The sequence below is a fragment of the Dehalococcoidia bacterium genome (assembly GCA_035528575.1).
In the GTDB taxonomy this organism is placed as follows: domain Bacteria; phylum Chloroflexota; class Dehalococcoidia; order E44-bin15; family E44-bin15; genus DATKYK01.
Window position 1 is genome coordinate 42447 of sequence record DATKYK010000005.1, and the last position, 18327, is coordinate 60773.

Annotated in this window: 17 protein-coding genes, 1 tRNA gene and 1 pseudogene; 14 read left to right on the top strand and 5 right to left on the bottom strand. The window is 52.6% G+C overall.

Features of this window, described 5'->3' with window-relative positions:
* The first annotated feature begins 19 nt into the window (after window positions 1-19).
* The 3 genes from selD to VMX96_00575 all read left to right on the top strand — a co-directional run bounded on the left by selD (window position 20) and on the right by VMX96_00575 (window position 4156).
* Entirely contained in the window at window positions 20-1072 is a 1053-nt protein-coding gene (gene selD, locus VMX96_00565; protein ID HUU62407.1) for a selenide, water dikinase SelD, read from the top strand.
* Between the two features lie 3 nt (window positions 1073-1075).
* A complete protein-coding gene (gene selB, locus VMX96_00570; protein HUU62408.1) occupies window positions 1076-2926 on the top strand; it encodes a selenocysteine-specific translation elongation factor in 1851 nt (616 codons plus the stop codon).
* Between the two features lie 303 nt (window positions 2927-3229).
* Window positions 3230-4156, top strand: a complete 927-nt coding sequence (locus VMX96_00575) for a caspase family protein (protein HUU62409.1) — start codon at window positions 3230-3232, stop codon at window positions 4154-4156.
* Window positions 4157-4244: 88 nt separating this feature from the next.
* Here VMX96_00575 and VMX96_00580 read toward each other — a convergent pair whose 3' ends face one another.
* The 3 genes from VMX96_00580 to VMX96_00590 form a co-directional block, all read right to left on the bottom strand.
* Window positions 4245-4463: a SelT/SelW/SelH family (seleno)protein gene (locus VMX96_00580; protein ID HUU62410.1), complete on the bottom strand. Its 219-nt coding sequence runs from the start codon at window positions 4461-4463 to the stop codon at window positions 4245-4247.
* Window positions 4464-4776: 313 nt separating this feature from the next.
* Window positions 4777-5601 carry a hypothetical protein gene (locus VMX96_00585; GenBank protein HUU62411.1) on the bottom strand — a complete coding sequence of 275 codons (825 nt, stop codon included), beginning with the start codon at window positions 5599-5601 and terminating at the stop codon, window positions 4777-4779.
* Between the two features lie 302 nt (window positions 5602-5903).
* Window positions 5904-6200, bottom strand: coding sequence for a hypothetical protein (locus VMX96_00590; GenBank protein ID HUU62412.1), 297 nt, complete (start codon window positions 6198-6200; stop codon window positions 5904-5906).
* A gap of 367 nt (window positions 6201-6567) precedes the next feature.
* Between VMX96_00590 and VMX96_00595 the strand changes: the two genes are divergently transcribed.
* Complete coding sequence (locus tag VMX96_00595; GenBank protein ID HUU62413.1) at window positions 6568-6702, top strand: hypothetical protein; 135 nt, start codon at window positions 6568-6570, stop codon at window positions 6700-6702.
* An 83-nt stretch (window positions 6703-6785) separates the two neighbouring features.
* Here the strand turns inward: VMX96_00595 and VMX96_00600 are convergent, their stop codons facing one another.
* Both VMX96_00600 and VMX96_00605 read right to left on the bottom strand, forming a co-directional pair.
* Window positions 6786-8609: a right-handed parallel beta-helix repeat-containing protein gene (locus VMX96_00600; GenBank protein ID HUU62414.1), complete on the bottom strand. Its 1824-nt coding sequence runs from the start codon at window positions 8607-8609 to the stop codon at window positions 6786-6788.
* A gap of 632 nt (window positions 8610-9241) precedes the next feature.
* Window positions 9242-9339: transfer RNA gene (locus tag VMX96_00605), tRNA-Sec, on the bottom strand.
* Window positions 9340-9730: 391 nt separating this feature from the next.
* Here VMX96_00605 and VMX96_00610 point away from each other — a divergent pair.
* The 10 genes and pseudogenes from VMX96_00610 to nuoL all read left to right on the top strand — a co-directional run bounded on the left by VMX96_00610 (window position 9731) and on the right by nuoL (window position 18313).
* Window positions 9731-9946, top strand: a complete 216-nt coding sequence (locus VMX96_00610) for a hypothetical protein (protein ID HUU62415.1) — start codon at window positions 9731-9733, stop codon at window positions 9944-9946.
* A 69-nt stretch (window positions 9947-10015) separates the two neighbouring features.
* The gene (gene ndhC, locus VMX96_00615; GenBank protein HUU62416.1) at window positions 10016-10387 is read left to right on the top strand and encodes an NADH-quinone oxidoreductase subunit A; all 372 of its coding nucleotides are present in this window, start codon (window positions 10016-10018) and stop codon (window positions 10385-10387) included.
* Window positions 10378-10974, top strand: a complete 597-nt coding sequence (locus VMX96_00620; GenBank protein HUU62417.1) for an NADH-quinone oxidoreductase subunit B family protein — start codon at window positions 10378-10380, stop codon at window positions 10972-10974. Before ndhC ends, VMX96_00620 begins: the two co-directional genes overlap by 10 nt.
* Window positions 10967-11431, top strand: coding sequence for an NADH-quinone oxidoreductase subunit C (locus tag VMX96_00625; GenBank protein ID HUU62418.1), 465 nt, complete (start codon window positions 10967-10969; stop codon window positions 11429-11431). Before VMX96_00620 ends, VMX96_00625 begins: the two co-directional genes overlap by 8 nt.
* Window positions 11432-11441: 10 nt before the next feature.
* Complete coding sequence (locus tag VMX96_00630; protein HUU62419.1) at window positions 11442-12545, top strand: NADH-quinone oxidoreductase subunit D; 1104 nt, start codon at window positions 11442-11444, stop codon at window positions 12543-12545.
* A 65-nt stretch (window positions 12546-12610) separates the two neighbouring features.
* Window positions 12611-13651, top strand: a pseudogene (gene nuoH / locus VMX96_00635) (NADH-quinone oxidoreductase subunit NuoH).
* Window positions 13652-13678: 27 nt separating this feature from the next.
* Complete coding sequence (locus tag VMX96_00640; protein HUU62420.1) at window positions 13679-15586, top strand: NAD(P)-binding protein; 1908 nt, start codon at window positions 13679-13681, stop codon at window positions 15584-15586.
* Window positions 15583-16077, top strand: coding sequence for an NADH-quinone oxidoreductase subunit J (locus VMX96_00645; GenBank protein ID HUU62421.1), 495 nt, complete (start codon window positions 15583-15585; stop codon window positions 16075-16077). The genes VMX96_00640 and VMX96_00645 overlap by 4 nt, the downstream gene beginning before the upstream one ends.
* 3 nt (window positions 16078-16080) lie before the next feature.
* Window positions 16081-16386 carry an NADH-quinone oxidoreductase subunit NuoK gene (nuoK, locus tag VMX96_00650; protein ID HUU62422.1) on the top strand — a complete coding sequence of 102 codons (306 nt, stop codon included), beginning with the start codon at window positions 16081-16083 and terminating at the stop codon, window positions 16384-16386.
* Between the two features lie 4 nt (window positions 16387-16390).
* Window positions 16391-18313 (top strand): NADH-quinone oxidoreductase subunit L, encoded by a 1923-nt coding sequence (nuoL, locus tag VMX96_00655; GenBank protein HUU62423.1) that lies wholly within the window; start codon window positions 16391-16393, stop codon window positions 18311-18313.
* The last annotated feature ends 14 nt before the right edge of the window (window positions 18314-18327 follow it).

The window sequence follows — 18327 nt, forward strand, 5'->3', positions numbered from 1 at the left end:
CCACAATGAAGGGAGGACAATGGACGACCAAGTGAGGCCAAGGCTCACCGAGACCGTTCGCGGCTCCGGCTGAGCTTCCAAGATAGGTCCGTCGGACCTGGATAAAGCATTGTGCGGCCTGCCCCTGGTCGATGACCCGAACCTGCTTGTCGGCCTGGAGAAGGGTGATGATGCTGCAGTGTATAGGCTGAACGATGAGCTGGCCATCATCCAGACCATCGATTTCATTACGCCCATCGTCGATGACCCCTATACCTTCGGGCAGATCGCTGCCGCCAACGCCCTTAGCGATGTCTACACCATGGGGGGCAGGCCCCTCACCGCGATGAATGTTGTCTGCTTCCCCACGAAGAGCCAGGAGATATCGGTGCTCAGGGACATCCTGCGCGGTGGATTCGATAAACTACAGGAGGCAGGGGTTGCCCTTGTTGGTGGGCACAGTGTAGAGGATAACGAACTGAAATACGGGCTATCGGTAACCGGCGTGGTACACCCAGCCAAGATAATCACCAGGGAGGGAGCCGAGATAGGGGATAAGTTGATCCTCACCAAGCCCCTGGGCACGGGACTGGTTAGCACCGCCCTGAAGGGTGGATTGGCAGGAGAGGAGGCTGTGGCGGGAATCGTTAGCTCTATGATTACATTGAACAGAAGGGCATCGGAGCTAATGCTGGAAGCTGAAGTACACGCCTGTACCGATATAACCGGCTACGGTCTCCTGGGGCATGCCTGTGGAATGATAGAGGATGGCCAGTTGGGCATGGAGCTCCATGTGGGGGCCATTCCCCTCTTCCCAGAGGCGAAGGAGTTCGCCCAGATGGGTCTGGCTCCAGCGGGAACACATCGCAACAGGGAGTTTCGCCTTAATATGATAGAGCAGGCTTATGAGATAGGCGATGATATATGGAGCATCCTATTTGACCCCCAAACCTCGGGTGGATTGCTGATCTCGGTCCCGGGTAAAGAGGCTGAGGCGCTACTGCAAAACCTGCACCGGAATGGCATAGAGGATGCTGCCATCATTGGAGCGGTAATAGGCAAACCGAAGGGAAAAATCGTCATCCGGGAGTGAAGTATGTCCTTTGTCCTGGGCACCGCAGGTCATGTCGATCACGGGAAATCGGTTCTGGTTAAGGCCCTCACCGGGATAGACCCGGACCGGCTGCGGGAGGAGAAAGAGAGAGGCCTGACCATCGACCTCGGCTTTGCCTGGTTAGAGCTGCCCAGCGGTCGAGCTGTAGGCATTGTGGACGTCCCCGGACATGAGCACTTCATAAAGAACATGCTCGCCGGTGTTGGAGGCATCGACATCGCCCTGCTCGTTGTCGCCGCCGATGAAGGGGCAATGCCCCAGACCAGGGAGCACCTGGCCATTCTCGACCTGCTGAAGGTTGAAAATGGCATCGTAGTAATCACCAAGAAAGATCTGGTAGACGATGAGCTGCTGGAATTGGTAACACTGGAGCTAAATGAGCTGCTGGCGAGTACAACGCTGTCCCAAGCCCCGATACTCGCCGTCTCCGCACTCACCGGCGAGGGCTTGCCCGAGTTGGTTTCCACCATTGACCTGGTTTTAGATTCGGCCACGCCCAAGCAGGACATCGGCAGACCAAGGCTTCCCATAGACCGTGTCTTTACCATGACTGGTTTTGGCACCGTGGTTACCGGAACCCTGGTCGATGGTTCTTTATCCAAGGGGCAAGAAATAGAGATCCTGCCCTCCGCTCTTACAGCACGTATACGCGGGCTGCAATCACACAAGCAGAAGATCGACACTGCCCCTCCGGGCAGCCGCGTTGCGGCTAACCTGTCCGGTTTGTCTACCGTTGAGCTTGCGCGTGGCGATGTGGTGACCACCCCTGGTTGGCTCCTGCCGACCAGAGCGTTCGACGTCAAGCTACGCCTGCTGCCCTCTGCACCCCGCCCTCTCCCCCATAATGCTACCGTTACCTTTCACCATGGGGCCGCCGAGGTGCTGGGGAAGGTCCGCCTGCTGGAAAGGGACAGGATTGACCCAGGGGAAACAACATGGGCTCAGTTTCTACTTGCTCAGCCCATTGCGGCTGTTAAGGATGACCGATTCATCATTCGCTCCCCCCAGGAGACCCTTGGCGGAGGGCAAATCGTTGGCCCCCGGGCAAAACGACACCGCCGCTTTCGCCCCGATGTCATTGAGAGACTAGCCACCAGGGAGGCGGGCACCGCTGAACAGATAATCCTGGCCATTATACAAGAAGAAGGGCCTCTCGAGCTGGAGAGGTTGCTGTCCCTCTGCAATCTGAGGCAAGGGGAAGCAGAGCAAGCCATAAAATCACTGGCCGCCCAGAAGAATGTTATAGCACTGAGAGACATGGGGCTGCTTTTCTCAGCCCAGGGTTGGGAAAAGCTGTCAAAGCAAGCAGAGCAAGCTGTCCGGAGATACCACCAGCAATTCCCGCTTCGCCACGGCCCTCCTAAAGAGGAACTAAAAGGCAAGCTGAAGACCCGCACCAAGTTCTTTGCCCACATACTGGAGCAGCTTATACAGGAAGGCACTCTAATTGAGGTGGGGCCAATGGTGCGCCTGCCAGAGCACGAGCCTCAGCCAACGCCAAAACAGCAGGCGGAGGTCGACGCTTTCCTGGATAGGCTGACACACAATCCCTACTTGCCGTCCCTCGATCCTCTACCTGAGCCGGACCTCCTCAATCTGCTCATAGAGAAGCGTCTGGTGGTGAAGGTAAGCGATGACGTGATCTTCCTGGCCTCTATCTATGACAAGATGGTGGATGACATAATCGCCGAGATAAAATCACGGGGCAAGGTAACCGTAGCCGAGGTCCGCGACCTTTTCCACACCAGTCGCAAATATGCCCTGGCCCTGATGGAATACCTGGACACGCAAAAATTAACCCGCCGCGTCGGTGATGAGCGGGTGTTAAGGTAGATGATGGCGGGAGCGCATAGGAGTCGAACCTACCGTAGACACCGCATGGTGCCCACCAACGGATTTGAAGTCCGCGGAGTCCACCGGGGCCCGTGTCAATGGTGGGGGTTAATGATGTGGTTACAATTTTGCAACCTGAGGTTGTGTTGGTAAGATAACAGGTTTATCGCATCCTGGGCTATGGGCAGTGCACAGAGAATTATTGTATCAAGCACAGTTCGCAATGTTAGTATTGACAGCATATGCCATTGCAGCTTAGAATCTCGTAGGTATAATTTAAATTCAATTAGGAGGTAATGAGCAATGTGGAAAGTACTAGTCATCGGCATTATGTTGGTATTTTTATTAGCCTTGGCAGGGACTTCTGCTGCCACAACTCAACCCATGGGGGGAGCGTTTGAGACGACGCCAAAGGATTTACCTGTAATGAAACTGCCCGATGATATGAGTGGAGGGCCGACGACGCCTACTGGCAATCCATATGGTGTGCCACCAGGCCAGGATAAAAAGCCAAAACCAGATGACGGTTCAGAGGCTAATAAATGGGCAGTTGTAATTGGTATTTCCAATTACAGAGCTGGTGATTCTCTGTGGAATCCAGCGAATGATGCCAAAGAGATGAAACAGGCGTTGATTGATAATTATGGCTTTCCGGAGAATAACATTAAACTTCTATTGGACAGAAAGGCAACAGCAAGAGCCATCGATAAGGCGATAGACTGGCTAGCTAAGAGCGAGGATGCTGACTCGTCGGTGGTATTTTTCTTTAGTGGTCATGGGTATCGTGCAGCGGATGCTGATAAATGGGATTCCGATGACGAGGTCGATGGTTACGATGAATTGATAGTTACGTATGACAACTATGGCCTCCCAGATGGATGGTTAAAGGGTAAGCTTTCAACCCTAGAATCGCTAAAAATTACACTCGCCTTTGGTTCGTGTCACTCAGGGGGCATGTTCGACGACCCTGATGACCTTCAGGGTGAGGGACGTGTCATTGCAGCTGCATGCAAAGCAGATGAGTATGGTTGGGATTACCTGCAGCTACGTAATACTCTCTGGGGCTATTACTTTGTCGATGAGGGTTTGCTCCAGGGTCTTGCTGACTTAAATGGAGATGGCGTTTCTATCCAAGAAGCCCATGCCTATGCTTATGCTGGAGTGACATCAGTGAGGGATGACTCACACCCACAGATAAGCGACCAGTATTTTGATGAGCTAATCCCTTAATAATATAGAAGCTAGCAATAGACGGGGGGCCACCCATTATCGGGTAGCCCCCCGTAATCCGCTTGGCTAGGCTTGGTACGGCGCATCTCTACAACTTGAGTTTCTGAACTATCTCACCCTGGTTGGGAAACCGGCCAGTTTCACCCTTGGAGAACACGAGCTTATCATCTGCAAAAACATCAAAGATGCCGTTGCTACCGGGGACTAGCTTTGTCTCTACACCAAAGGCATTGCGTAGTTCATCCGCCAGACTGGCGGCAGCGGGCTCATAGTTTCATTGCCTGCAATAATGTATGTCAACTTTCATAATGTACCTCCTGCGGATTCTACCCTCTCCCAATCCGCCTGGCTGGGCTCTTTGCGCCGCTATCTTTTGTGGTTGTGAGCATACTCCTGGGCAGTTAGACTGTCAAGAGGCTACCAACTAAAACCGAACCGAGCCGAATGGCGGTCTACCAATCCGCTTTTCAAATCACACACTAATTGGCAGTTTTGGGGCATACGGTAGTTGAAGTTTGCCATGCTATTGTTTTTAACATTACTCTGTCGCGAATTCTCTAGATGAAAAAAATAGATAGGCGGGGATTAAAACATGACTGGCAAAGATTGTCGAGACCTCACTATGGTGGGGGAACAGCTAAAGATGTAGTTAAATTAGAACAGGCAGCGGGATTTTGGAGCGAGAAGTCTAATATTTTTATTTTTATACGAGGAGTACCTTCTAAAACCTTATTTGAACACTCCGTAGACATATATCCTTTGTGGGGAATATAGTATCTAAACTTAGCATCTGGGCCTTGCACATGAAGCGAACACATAGAGGCAATGCCATGCTCACCCTCGCCAAGCCCCTTCATACCATGATGTACTCTAAATCCAGCCCCTCTGTGGCCTAAATCAGCTACAACATTAGATCTGGATTTGCATTCTCTCAAAGCATCTCGGATACGTTGATTAAATATCTCCCCACATATAAGCACTCCGAGAGCTTCATCACCTATCATTAGTAGACGTACTTCCTTGCACCTCCTGTTATCTACTAACCACTGGTTATCGCTATCGGTTGACCTCTGCCTACCATAATGAATCATCTCTTCAGTTGGACCCCAAGCATATCCATACATAGGGTCAGGCCACCATACCGTAGCCTGCTTTTGTACTTTTACTTTTGTCTTTGACCTATGCTGGGTAGAGTCTTTATTCTCCTCATCTACTCCGAATACTACAGCAATACTTAATCTTTCAGCCTCATTTATAAGGGAATTTGCGATACGTTGTCTTGACTGAGAATCATCACAAGTAAAAAATCCACCAGGCAGCACTAATACATCAGCGCCTAATTCCTTCGCCGCTATTAAGGCCTGCTTCGCAGCTTCCAGCCTCTGTTGATTCTCGGCAGGAGTTTCAGGCCCCTGAGTTCCCACCGTAGTCGCTGCTATTTTCATGTTGTCCTCTCCAAATCCGCCTGGCTGGGCTGTTTAAGTCACTACGTTGTTCGTGAAAGCGATAATACTCCTGCGTTACTAGCCTATCAATGCTGTGGGCAATAACAGAAAGGCCGCCCATTATCGGGTAGCCCCCTACAATGCGGCTGGTTATGCTAATGCTTCTAACTCACATTCCCGCCATCTTGCACCCTAAGACCCTCCTGCGCAGCAGTTATGCCAGAATGCCCGCCCCCTTATCCCGACAGGGCGAATATCGCTGTCACTGCATTAAGGAATCCTCATTGATTAACTAGATAGGCTTATCGAGATAATCTTTTTGCAATTTCAACTACTTGGCTCAGCGAAGCGACAGGATGCACCTTGAAAAAGACGAACGGAACATAGCGTTGCACCATATCGCCAATTTCCTCCTCAGTTCCCTCAGCAACTGCATAGCCGTTGATCTCGCCAACGAATGCCCCCCAATCCTTAGTTAAACCTTTTTGCATATCTTTCTTAACCATATCGAGCAAGGTACCCCATCCGGTCCCTCGCTCTTGAGGACTAATAGGTACTTTCGTCCGGTCTACTTCCCAAAGCATCAGATACTTTCCCATGGCCTTGTTCCTCCTTCTCTGATTAGTCTTCTGGCTTGCACTCGATTCTCAGGCTACGCGATATCATCACCTCCCTCGCTTTATATGCAGTGAGCCAGGGCTGGGCTTCTATACCCCGCTTAAAGGTTTTTAGGCAAAACCGTAGGTCACCATACTTCCTGAGCCGATATTCTTTTTTGTGTGAATCCTCAGTTTTGCCCGTATGTGATTATGGCTATTCTTGGCGCAACATTCCCATTATCAATTTAATTGTAATGGTGAACGGCACTTTTGTCTGTAGAGAAAGTCTGTATTTTTTGTGGGGAAAGTCTGTATATTTTTGTGTGGGGAAAACCCTGACAAAAATGTGGATTTTTGTAGGGAGGGCTTGACACACGTCGATACCGCAGTGCGGGCTGGCAGGCTCAAGGGTGCGGGGAAGCAGGAGCGCAGCCCGCAAGCACCGTGCGTAGCCCTATCGGGCAAGGCAAGGCAACGCTGCCTATATAGTAGTGAAAACTAGGCTGTCAGTGCTGTGGGTAAAAAGATAGGGGGCCACCTATTTTCGGGTAGCCCCTGTTATCTTTCTGTACGCTACCGTGTAGCCTACGCTACTCTCTTCCTCTTAATCAACACTGCAACTGTCATAGCTACCACTATAAGAGCAGCAAGTCCCAGCCACGGTGCTAGTATGCCAATCTTATCCACAGGCTCGACAATCCCGCCAACTGCAACCTGTCTCTCATATGCTCCCACGTCGCAGACGTAGGTGCCATCTATATCCCCGTCCGCCGGCCGTGGTTGCCCCCGCTGGTCGGTGGTTAGGTTACATGAAACAATGCAGGCGTCTATGGCCGGGCTGCCAGTTATTAGAGCGTGGGTCTCTGTGGGACCCCCGTTATCCTGAAGCGGGCCGAGGAGGGGGTCGGGAGCAGGGCTAAGAAGCTCATCTACGATGGATTCGCCGCCGATGTCTAAGTACTCACCGTAGTAGTTCTTATCAACAGCAGCATTATTACCGTATATTATGGTGCATCTTAGCTCTACATACTCCGCCCAACCCGTCCCTTCGTTATAAACGCCACCACCCCAATTCTGTGCAGAGTTATTGCTTACCGTGCAGTTAGTAAGAGTTGTAAGGCCCACGTAGGTATATATGCCACCACCTTCCTTAGCGTTGTTTCCACTCACTGTACAGTTGGTCATATCCACTCGGCCACTATCATTACGAATACCACCACCGTTATCCCCGGCTTCGTTGCCGCTGATGGTGCAGTTGGTCAGCGTCACCTCGTCTTCATTGTTATAAATACCGCCGCCATCGCCAGAGGCGTTGTTTCCGCTGATGGTGCAGTTGGTCATCGTCACCGTGAAATCCGGCCCGACGGTACCAATGCCGCCGCCGTTGCCGTCCCGGGCAGTGTTGCCGCTGACGGTACAATCGGTCATCGTCACGTGACCGCCGTAGTTATAAATGCCGCCTCCGTTATAGGCCTCATTTCCGCTTACGGTGCAGCCGGTCATCGTCAGCTCATCACCATAATCATTAAAGATGCCACCACCATTATTGTCGGCATCGTTTCCGCTTACGGTGCAGCCGGTCATCGTCACATTGCCACTATTATAAATGCCGCCTCCGTCGGGAGCCTCATTTCCAATTATGGTGCAGTTGGTCATCTCAAGCGGGCCATCGTTCCGAATGCCGCCGCCTTCGGTATCGGCCTTGTTATCGCTGACGGTGCAGCCGGTCATCGTCAGCCCATCTCCCGCCCCCCCGTTGTTATAAATGCCACCGCCGAGCATCCCGCTCGCGGCAGTGTTTCCGCTGACGGTGCACTTGGTCAGTGTCACCTCGCCCCCGTCTCTATAAATGCCGCCTCCCCAAAAATTAGCCTCATTCCCACTTATGGTGCAGCCGGTCATCGTGAGATTGCCACCGTTGTTATATAGGCCGCCTCCATTATAAGCCTCATTCCCACTTACGGTGCAGTTGGTCATCGTCACATTGCCGTATTCGTTATATAGACCGCCGCCGTTTGCTGCGGTTGAAACATTGCCATTCCGAATCGTCATGCCGGACATATCGACCGTGGAATTATTTATATAAAACACCCTGCTCATATCCTCACCGTCAACGAAGGTGCTTCCCGCACCTGCACCCCGTAGCGTCAGGGACTTGTTTATTGTAATGTCATGCTCATTGTATTGCCCTGCTGCTATGATGATGGTATCGCCTGCGGATGCGTTCCCGATAGCGCTCTGAATTTTACAGAACGGGTTGCCCACCGTGCCTGTCCCTGGCCCAGGGCAGCTCGTAGCATCAACATACCAAGGCGGTTGTGCAGACACTGTGCCTATTGGAATTATTACCGAGGCCAACGAAAATACAAGTACCAGAGCCACTACCATACTAACCATCCTGGCTTTCATTTTCGCAACATCCTCCCAGTTTGAAATTGAAAGGGTATTAATCCCTGCTAATTATGTGCGCCGTGCGTGATTTCAATCGAAATTAGACCATATCTGATAGAGCCTGTCAATGGCTCTAAGCAGCGGCGGATGGCAACAGGCTGGCGGGCTCAAGATACCGGTTGGCCAGATGGGTAGGCTAGAATATCCTGCTGCTATTAAATTCTGTAGCTATTCAATGACTTTTTCATGTTGATTAGTATACCTATTCAACGCAAAGTTCAACGTGACAGGCTCACCGGTCGAGAATTACCATTCTACCTTCCAGCTCCACCCCCGGCCATAAATATACCCTCGAATATAAACACGTAGCCACTCCAGGGCAAATATGAGCGCTTTAACCTAATTCTAAGCCTGGGGCGACGGTGAGCTGTGCTGTGGCTGGTGAGCATATACACTCTAGCGGGGTGAAATTGCCGGTAAGAAGCTAGGACGTGATTGGGTAGTCCTGAGCTTGGACTATAAAAGGAAGAGGAAGCCGAAGGTTAAGAAAGGAGAGGGCAATGCAAAAAGCTGATCAAACTGCTAAGCAATTCGTTGCGGAAGAGTTTCAAACACCTCCAAATAATTCCGTAAAACCGCTGAAATTAGATTGGCGGGAGCGCATAGGAGTCGAACCTACCGTAGACACCGCAAGGTGCCCACCAACGGATTTGAAGTCCGCGGAGTCCACCGGGGCCCATCCGCTCCCACTATTTATCAAAGCTCTACCTGGGCTTCAGGCAGCGCAATACGCTTCTTAGATGGCTGGACAAGCAAAACCAGAAATGCTTCCGCAAGGTAGGGGTGGACCGCTGGTAACGCAATAAGCGAGCTTTCCCGATACCTAATAGAACATAACATCACCGGCACTCATCCCTAGAAGCCTGATGATCTCACACAAGGCCCCGCCACCATATCCTACTGCATAACAATTCTGGAAGTCGCATTCTGTCACATTATTCACAAACTGTCAAGCATCAAACCAGAGCACATCAAGGTGTCGCCAGAGCTGTAAAGCGATAGCCCTGTCGTACCGCCTCACCTCGGCCAGCGAATCCACTGCCAAAAGGGGTAATCTCAGGCTACTGAGAGAATATCTCATGAAACAGGGAGGATTCAAGTACATTGCCCAAGAGCAGATAAATGAACTTCAGGGCTGGATAAATGCCCGGTGCCAACTTTGCCTGGACCGGGCTAACGAATTTATAGAAAGTGCTCTCGCTTACCAAGGACTGGAAGGAAAAGAAAACGATAACCAACCTCAAGGAGTGAGCAATTCTATGATTGTGCTTTTTTTCACTTTACAAAAAAAATGACATGTTGTATAATGCCAAAAGTTGTTGTAAAATACTGCAGGTTTCCAAATTAACTCGGAGGGGCGATATTTGCTAGGTGACTTCGGTTACATTGGAATTTTCCTCGTTGCTGCTCTTGGTTTTACCGCCTCAATGATCCTAATCCCCGTTACCCTCAGGCTCCTCCACATCGTCCCCCGGAAGCCCAACCCCACAAAGTACACCACCTATGAGTGCGGCATGGAAACGATAGGCAACTCCCGGGTTCAATTCAACTTCCGCTATTATTTCTTTGCCCTGCTCTTTGTAACCTTCGATGTACAGGTGGTCTTTCTCTATCCCTGGGCAGTGGAGCTAAAGCAGCTTAAGCTCTTCGGGCTGGTGGAGATGCTGGCATTCGTACTGATCCTGATGGTCGGTTTTGTCTATGCGTGGAGAAAGGGGGTTCTAAAGTGGAAATAGAGATGCCCTATGTGAGCAGCGAGCTGGATAAGACCGAGGGCGCGGAAATAGAGGCGCTCATCGCAGCTTCAAGGGAGCCCTATCCCGATCCGGTAGCCTGGCTCCATGAGGAGCTTCAGCGCAATGTGCTGCTTACCTCAACCGAGCACGTTATAGACTGGGGGAAGCGCTACTCTGTCTGGCCGGTTCTCCTGGGGCTCGCCTGCTGCGCCTTCGAGATGATCTGTGCTGCTGCTTCGCGCTATGATTTCTCTCGATTCGGCATGGAGGTTTTTCGCTTCTCCCCACGCCAGGCCGACCTGATGCTTGTTGCCGGCACGCTCACCTGGAAGATGGCCCCAGCCCTGAGGCGAATCTATGATCAGATGGCCGAGCCGAAGTGGGTCATAGCTATGGGGGCCTGCACTATCAGCGGTGGGGCATTCCGTGGTTCCTATAGCGTGGTTCCCGGGATAAACCTCATCGTCCCGGTAGACGTCTACATCCCCGGGTGCCCGCCTCGCCCCGAGGGTCTGCTCCACGGATTCATGGAGCTGCATCGCAAGGTCTTGAAAGACAAACTTATAAAGAAAGAAAAGGATGACTAAGCAGCTTTCCGGCCCAGAGGTCGCACAGCAAGTAGGAGGGCGATTCCCCGACGCGATCACTGGTTCCGATGAAACCGCTGTTTTCGTCCGCGGCGAAGCGCTTCTTGAAGTGGCGCGCTTCATCAAAGAGAGCCTCGATCTCGATTACCTCAACAGCATCACCGCCGTCGATTACATCGACTATTTCGAACTGGTATACCTTCTAACCTCGCTAGAAAATAACCATAGCATCATCTTAAAGACGAGGTGCGATGAGCGCGAAAATCCCAGGCTGCCCTCGGTGGTCAGCCTGTGGCAGGGGGCCGATTTTCAGGAGCGCGAGATCTATGACCTCATGGGCATCTCCTTTGAGGGACACCCCAATATGAAGCGAATCTTCCTCTGGGATGGGTTCAAGGGGCATCCTCTGAGGAAGGATTTTGTTATAGACGTGCCGGGCGGTGGGAAAGCGACGTAGCAGGGAGTAAATGACGCTCAAGACCGAGCCAGTCACTATTAATATAGGGCCGCAGCACCCCTCAACCCATGGGGTATTTCGGATGAGGGTCACCTTCGATGGCGAGGTGATCGTCGATATGGAGCCCATCTTTGGCTACCTCCACCGCGGGATCGAGAAGCTCGCAGAGCATAAAACCTACACCCAGAATATCCCCTTTACCGATAGGCTGGACTACCTGGCCTCGATGTCCAATAACTTTGCCTACGTGCTAGCGGTGGAGAAGCTTGCCGGTATCGAGGTCCCCGAGCGGGCAGAATATATCAGAATAATAATGGCCGAGCTTATGCGGATTGCCAGTCACCTCATGGGAGTGGGATTTTTCTTCAACGACATGGGAGCCTTCATGACGCCGGTCCTTTATATGTTACGCGAGCGGGAAAAGATCCTAGACCTCTTTGAGATGGCCTGCGGGCAGCGCCTGACCTATAACTATATGCGCTTCGGCGGGGTTAGCCACGATATCCCCCAGGAGTTTATACCGGCACTGAAGAGGTTTATCGGTGAGATGCCCCGCTATATCGATGAATACGACCAGCTTCTTGCCGAGAACGAGGTGGTACTTGCCCGCGCCAAGGGAGTGGGCATTCTACCAGCGGATAAGGCAATCAACGCTTCGGTCGCCGGCCCGGTGCTGCGTGCCAGCGGGGTAAAGTGGGACCTGCGCAAGGCAGATCCCTACTCTATCTATGACCGGTTCGATTTCGACATCCCTACCGGCACCAATGGCGATAACTACGACCGGTACCGGATTAAGATAGAGGAGATTAAGCAGAGCGTGCGCATTATCGAGCAGGCTATGGAGCAGATTCCCCAAGGGGAGGTACGCACCAGGGTATCGCCGACATTCAAGCCGCCTAAAGGGGAAGCCTACGGCAGGGTGGAGGGCCCCAAGGGAGAGCTGGGCTTTTATCTGGTGAGCGATGGCTCTGCTAAACCCTATCGCTTCAAGGTACGTGCCCCAACACTACTAAACCTCACCGTACTCCGCGATATGATTATCGGACGGATGCTGGCAGATGCCATAATCACCTTTGGCAGCATTGACATCTGTATGGGCGAGGTGGATCGCTAGTGGGCGTTCTCGAGCAGTTCCAGGATTGGCTGCTGGGCTATATCCCCGGTTGGGCAGCATACCTCATACCCGTAGTCATCGCCTTCGCCATCCTCTCCACCTTTATTCTGCTTGTGGTAATGGCCTTTATTTACATCGAGCGGAGAGGGATAGGAAGATTCCAGGTTCGCCAGGGGCCCAATCGAGCAGGCCCACAGGGCATCCTTCAACCGGTAGCAGATGCCATCAAGATACTGCTGAAGGAGGACATCATCCCCATCCTGGGGGACCGCTGGGTTCACTGGCTAGCCCCCATAATAATCTTCACTCCCGTATTAATGATCTTCGCTATCATACCCTGGGGCCACGGTGCTTTCATCGCCGACCTTAATATCGGCATACTTTACATAATAGCGATATCCTCTCTGAGCGTAGTTGGTATTTTCATGGCGGGGTGGGGCTCAAGCAATAAATACTCCCTGCTTGGTGCCATGCGCGCTGTGGCCCAGATGGTAAGCTATGAGATCCCGCTGGTGCTCTCCATCATTGGTGTGCTCATAATAACCGGCTCCATGTCCATGGTGAGTATCGTGGAGGCACAGACCGTGCCCTTCCTTCTGCTCCAACCCTTGGGGTTAATGATCTTCTTCCTGGCAGCAGCCGCAGAGATCAACCGCAGCCCCTTCGACCTCCTGGAGGCAGATTCGGAGATTGTCGCCGGCTTCCATACGGAATACTCCGGAATGAAGTATGGCCTCATTATGCTCGGGGAATACGCTCACGCCTTCGCCGTTTCCGCTATCCTGACCACCCTTTTCCTCGGTGGAGGCAGCGGGCCACTACTACCGGCGGTGTTGTGGTTCATGATTAAGGTGTTACTGGTTTTTGTCACCCTCGTATGGATACGGAGCACCCTGCCCCGGCTCAGGGTGGACCAACTGATGGAGTTTGCCTGGAAGTTCCTCTTCCCACTGGCATTGGCAAATATCTTTATCACCGCGATTGAGGTTATCGTCTGGCCCTCGTTCCCCTGGTGGCTTATGTTCATTAATATCCCCGTCGCCATCATACTCATTATCCTATGGTCAAGTATGTTCAGGGTGTACGGGGAGAGGTTTAGCCTCAGGCATTTCGGCCGTGGCGTTGCCAAGGGGATGGCTCTTACCTTCAGGCATCTTTTACGCAGCCCCATCACGGTACAGTATCCTGAGCAGCGGCTCAATGTTTCCAGGCGGGCACGGGGCCAACGATTTATACGGGATGAGCGCAAACGGGCTCCATGCATTGCGGCGTGCCCTGCCAGCGTGGATGTGCAGGGATATGTCTCTCTTATCACCCAGGGTCGATTTGTTGAAGCGGTTGAGCTCATCAGGCAAACCAATCCCTTCCCCGTCGTCTGCGGGCGGGTCTGCACCCACCCCTGCGAAACGGCCTGCAACCGGGGATCTATGGATAAAGCGGTCGCCATCCGTGAACTAAAGCGCTTCGTGACCGACTATGAAATGAGCGTAGGCAGGGGAGAGATAATGCCGTACCCCCGAACCAAAGACGAGCGGGTAGCGGTTATTGGCTCAGGGCCTGGAGGGTTGACCGCCGCCCGCGATCTGTCGAGGATGGGCTATGGGGTGACCGTCTTCGAAGCGCTCCCGGTCGCCGGCGGGATGATGTCGGTAGGTATTCCGGAGTATCGTTTGCCCAAAGCGGTGCTGCAAAAGGAGATCGATGGAATACTGCAGCTTGGTGTTGAACTGAAGCTGGAAAGCCCCCTAGGCAAAGATGGCCTGACACTGGAATCGCTCAAAGGACAAGGCTATAAAGCCATTATCATGTCCGTGGGTGCCCATGAAAGCATGAAACTGGACATCCCCGGCGAAGACATTGAGGGAGTATATCACGGGGTTTTTTTCCTCAGGGATGTACTCCTGGGCAAAAAGGTCAAGGTGGGAAATAGGGTCGCCATAGTTGGCGGAGGTAATGTGGCCATCGACGCTGCGCGAACCGCCCTCCGCCTCGGCGCCAAGGAGGTAACTATTGTTTACCGCAGGTCGCGGCAGGAGATGCCCGCCGCTGAGGAGGAGATAGAGGATGCGGAGGCCGAGGGGATCAATATCCATTATCTGGCGGCGCCGGTCAGGGTTGTTGAAGATGGAGGGAAGCTGGCAGGCCTGGAGTGCATTCGGATGGAGCTGGGCGAACCCGATGCCAGCGGCAGAAGGCGCCCGGTACCCGTCGATGGGTCGGAATTTATACTCGACATCGACATGCTCATTCCCGCCATCGGTCAGGTCACTGACCTCTCCTGCTTGCCCCATGATCACAAACTTAATATCACAAAGAGAGGGACATTCGAGGTCGACCCCCTCAGCATGGCTGCCAACATATCCGGCGTCTTCGCCTGCGGGGATGCCGTGAGCGGGCCCAAGACTGTGGTTGAGGCTATCGGGGCAGGAACCAAGGCTGCCCTCGCCGTCGACTGCTACCTTCGCGGCGAAAAATTCGGAGAGCTGGAGCCAGTGCTGCCACTAAAGGAGGTAGCTTTCGAGGATCTCGATATCAGCGATGTCGAGAGTAAAGAGAGGGCAAAGGTATCCCACTTACCGGTTAAGGATAGGATCCGCAGCTTCGAGGAGGTAGCCCTCGGCTTTTCAGAAGAGACGGCTATAGAGGAAGCCAACAGGTGCCTCAACTGTGGCTTCTGTGCCTGGTGCCGGCAGTGCGAAAATGCCTGTCCCTACGGGGTTATCAGGATAGTACCCCAGGAGACCCCGGAGGGTACGACCGGAGTGGAAAGGTTTGACATCGACCTCGGAGAATGTATATTCTGCGGCCTGTGCATCGAGGCATGTCCGGCACACCGACTATATCTATCGAGAATATACGAAGCATCCTGTTACCGGCGGGGAGACCTATTACTGGATAAGGAGGGGCTAATACCATCCCCCGAAAAACAGCCGAGTGCCTATGCCCGTCCCGAGATTGAGCCTGCCCTGCCCAAACAGGCCCTTCTACTGGACAATAACCGGGTGGTTGAGGAGGAGAGAGAGAAGGAAAAGGTGACGTGATTGGTTTAGATATTGCCTTCTGGATTCTGGCGGTGGTGAGCGTTAGTGCGGCTCTGGCGGTGGTACTACTGCGCGATGTCTTCCGCGCCGCACTTTTCCTGATGCTATGCTTCCTCACCGTTGCCGGAATCTATATCACCCTGAGTGCCGATTTCCTTGCCGGCGCACAGGTGCTCATCTATGTGGGGGCCATCGGGGTGCTTATCATCTTCGCTATCATGCTTACCAGAGAGAGCCAGCGGGGCAGCCCCTCGGGGCGACTACGGCTCCCTGCCTTACTGATAGGGCTTTTCTTTCTAATAACCATGCTCTTTGTGGTGTTGAATACCGATTGGCATGTCGTCGCTGAGATTCCCACCCAGCCCACCACATCAGCGATCGCAGATGCCCTGTTTAATAAGGTGGATGGCTTCGTCCTTGCCTTCGAAATAGCAGCAGTGCTTCTGCTGGCAGCGATAATCGGGGCTATAGTGCTGGTGAGGGAGAAATAGACGATGTCTGTTGGACTCGAGCATTTCTTGATCCTTTCAGCGGTGCTCTTCTCTATCGGGCTCTATGGCGTTCTGGCAAAGAGAAATGCGGTGATAATCCTGATGAGCATCGAGATAATGCTTGCTGCAGTGAGTATCTCTATGGCGGCTTTCTCCCGGTATAGCCATGTCATCACCGGACAGGTCTTTGTCATCTTTATTATGGTAGTCGCTGCCGCCGAGGTTACGGTTGGTCTGGCGCTTATAATTACCATCTATCGAAGAAAGAAAACTGTGGATGCAGAGAAATTCGATCTAATGAAGTGGTAGTACTATGCCGAATGTAGCAGTTTGGGCCATATTTCTATTGCCGTTCTTCTCCTTCCTCATTATCGCACTGATATTGAGGCCGTTTTTCAATCATAAGCCCCAGTTCAGCGCGTATACTACTATTTTTGCCATAGCGGGCTCTCTCGCACTTTCTATCTGGGCACTAATCTCGGTCAATGGAGCGGAGCATCATGTCCTGACGGACGTCAGCTACCAGTGGTTGTCCATCGGCGATATGGCGATCAATATTGGTATTACGATGGACTCGCTGGCAGCGATAATGGTAGTTGCAGTCAGCACCATAAGCTTACTGGTACAGATATACTCCATAGGTTATATGAAGGGAGACGGGGGACTTGCCCGCTATTTTGCCTTCATGTCGCTTTTCACCGGTTCGATGCTGGGGCTAGTGATGGCCAACAACCTCCTCTTCCTGTTTCTGTTCTGGGAGGGTGTAGGGCTCTGCTCATACCTCCTTATCGGATTCTGGTTCCATAAGCCCGAGGCAGCTAGGGCAGCGATGAAGGCCTTCTTGGTAACCCGTCTCGGTGACTTCGGCTTCCTGGTCGCGGTCATACTCCTCTACGTCAAAACCGGCACATTCGATATCGGGGAACTTCATACGCTCGCCCTTGCGGGGGTACTAGGCGGTTCAACGCTTACCTTAGCGGCTATCGGCATCTTCTCGGGGGCGGTGGGAAAATCGGGCCAGTTCCCACTACATGTATGGCTCCCCGATGCCATGGAGGGCCCGACACCAGTCAGTGCCCTAATCCATGCCGCTACCATGGTAACTGCAGGCGTCTACTTGGTTGCGCGTATGTTCCCCGTGTTCGCATCATCGGAGACAGCGATCACTATAGTGGCCATAATTGGAGGCTTTACCGCAATATTCGCTGCTTCTATGGGTCTGGTGGCGACCGATGTTAAGCGCGTTCTGGCATACTCCACCATCAGCCAGCTCGGCTATATGATGCTGGGACTGGGAGCAGTCGGTATAGGTTATGCCAGCGGTCACTTAGATGAGCATCATGCCCTGGCGCTGGGTGTAGCGGTGGCAATCTTCCATCTGTTCACCCATGCCTTCTTCAAGGCGCTACTCTTCCTGGGAGCAGGCAGCGTCAGCCACGCTACGGGAACCTTCGATATGCGGATGATGGGAGGACTCAGGAAGGTGCAACCCTGGACATATGCCACCTTCGTAATAGGCTCATTGAGCCTTGCCGGGATCTGGCCGCTGGCGGGATTCTGGAGCAAAGAAGGCATCCTGCACGAAGCAAATGCGTACACTCCAGTTTTATTCTGGTTAGCGATGATCACCGTCTTCATGACCGCCTTCTATATGTTCCGCGCAGTATTTCTCACCTTCCATGGAGAGTACCGGGGTGATGTGGAAGGCAGTCATAGCCATGGCCTGCATGAGTCGCCCAAGATTATGATCATCCCACTTGTTATTCTAGCCATATTTGCAGTAATTGCGGGGTGGCTGCCAGTTGGAGATTTCTTAGGGGCGGATGTCCATTTCAGCTTCTTTGGCGCCCTCACCAGCTGGTTGGCCTGGGCGTCGCTCGGTTTTGGAATCGCCGGTATCTTGCTAGCCTATGCCATATACGGAAGGAAGCTAGTGTCAGCGAAATCTATCGGGCAGAGCCTTGGCCCCATCTATACCTTACTCATCCGTAAATACTTCTTTGATGAGCTTTACGAGAGATTCTTCTTGATGAGATTCTTTATAGACGGCATTTCCGCCGCCCTTGAATGGATCGACACATACATTGTTGACGGTGCGGTAAACGGCATCGCCACGGTTACAGTGGCGGGCGGGAGCCTTATGCGGAGGCTAGAAACGGGACAGCTACAGGTCTATGGACTGTCCATATTTGTCGGCATCCTGGCAATCGTAGCTTTCCTGCTCATATTTAGCTAGAAATTAGGAGGAAA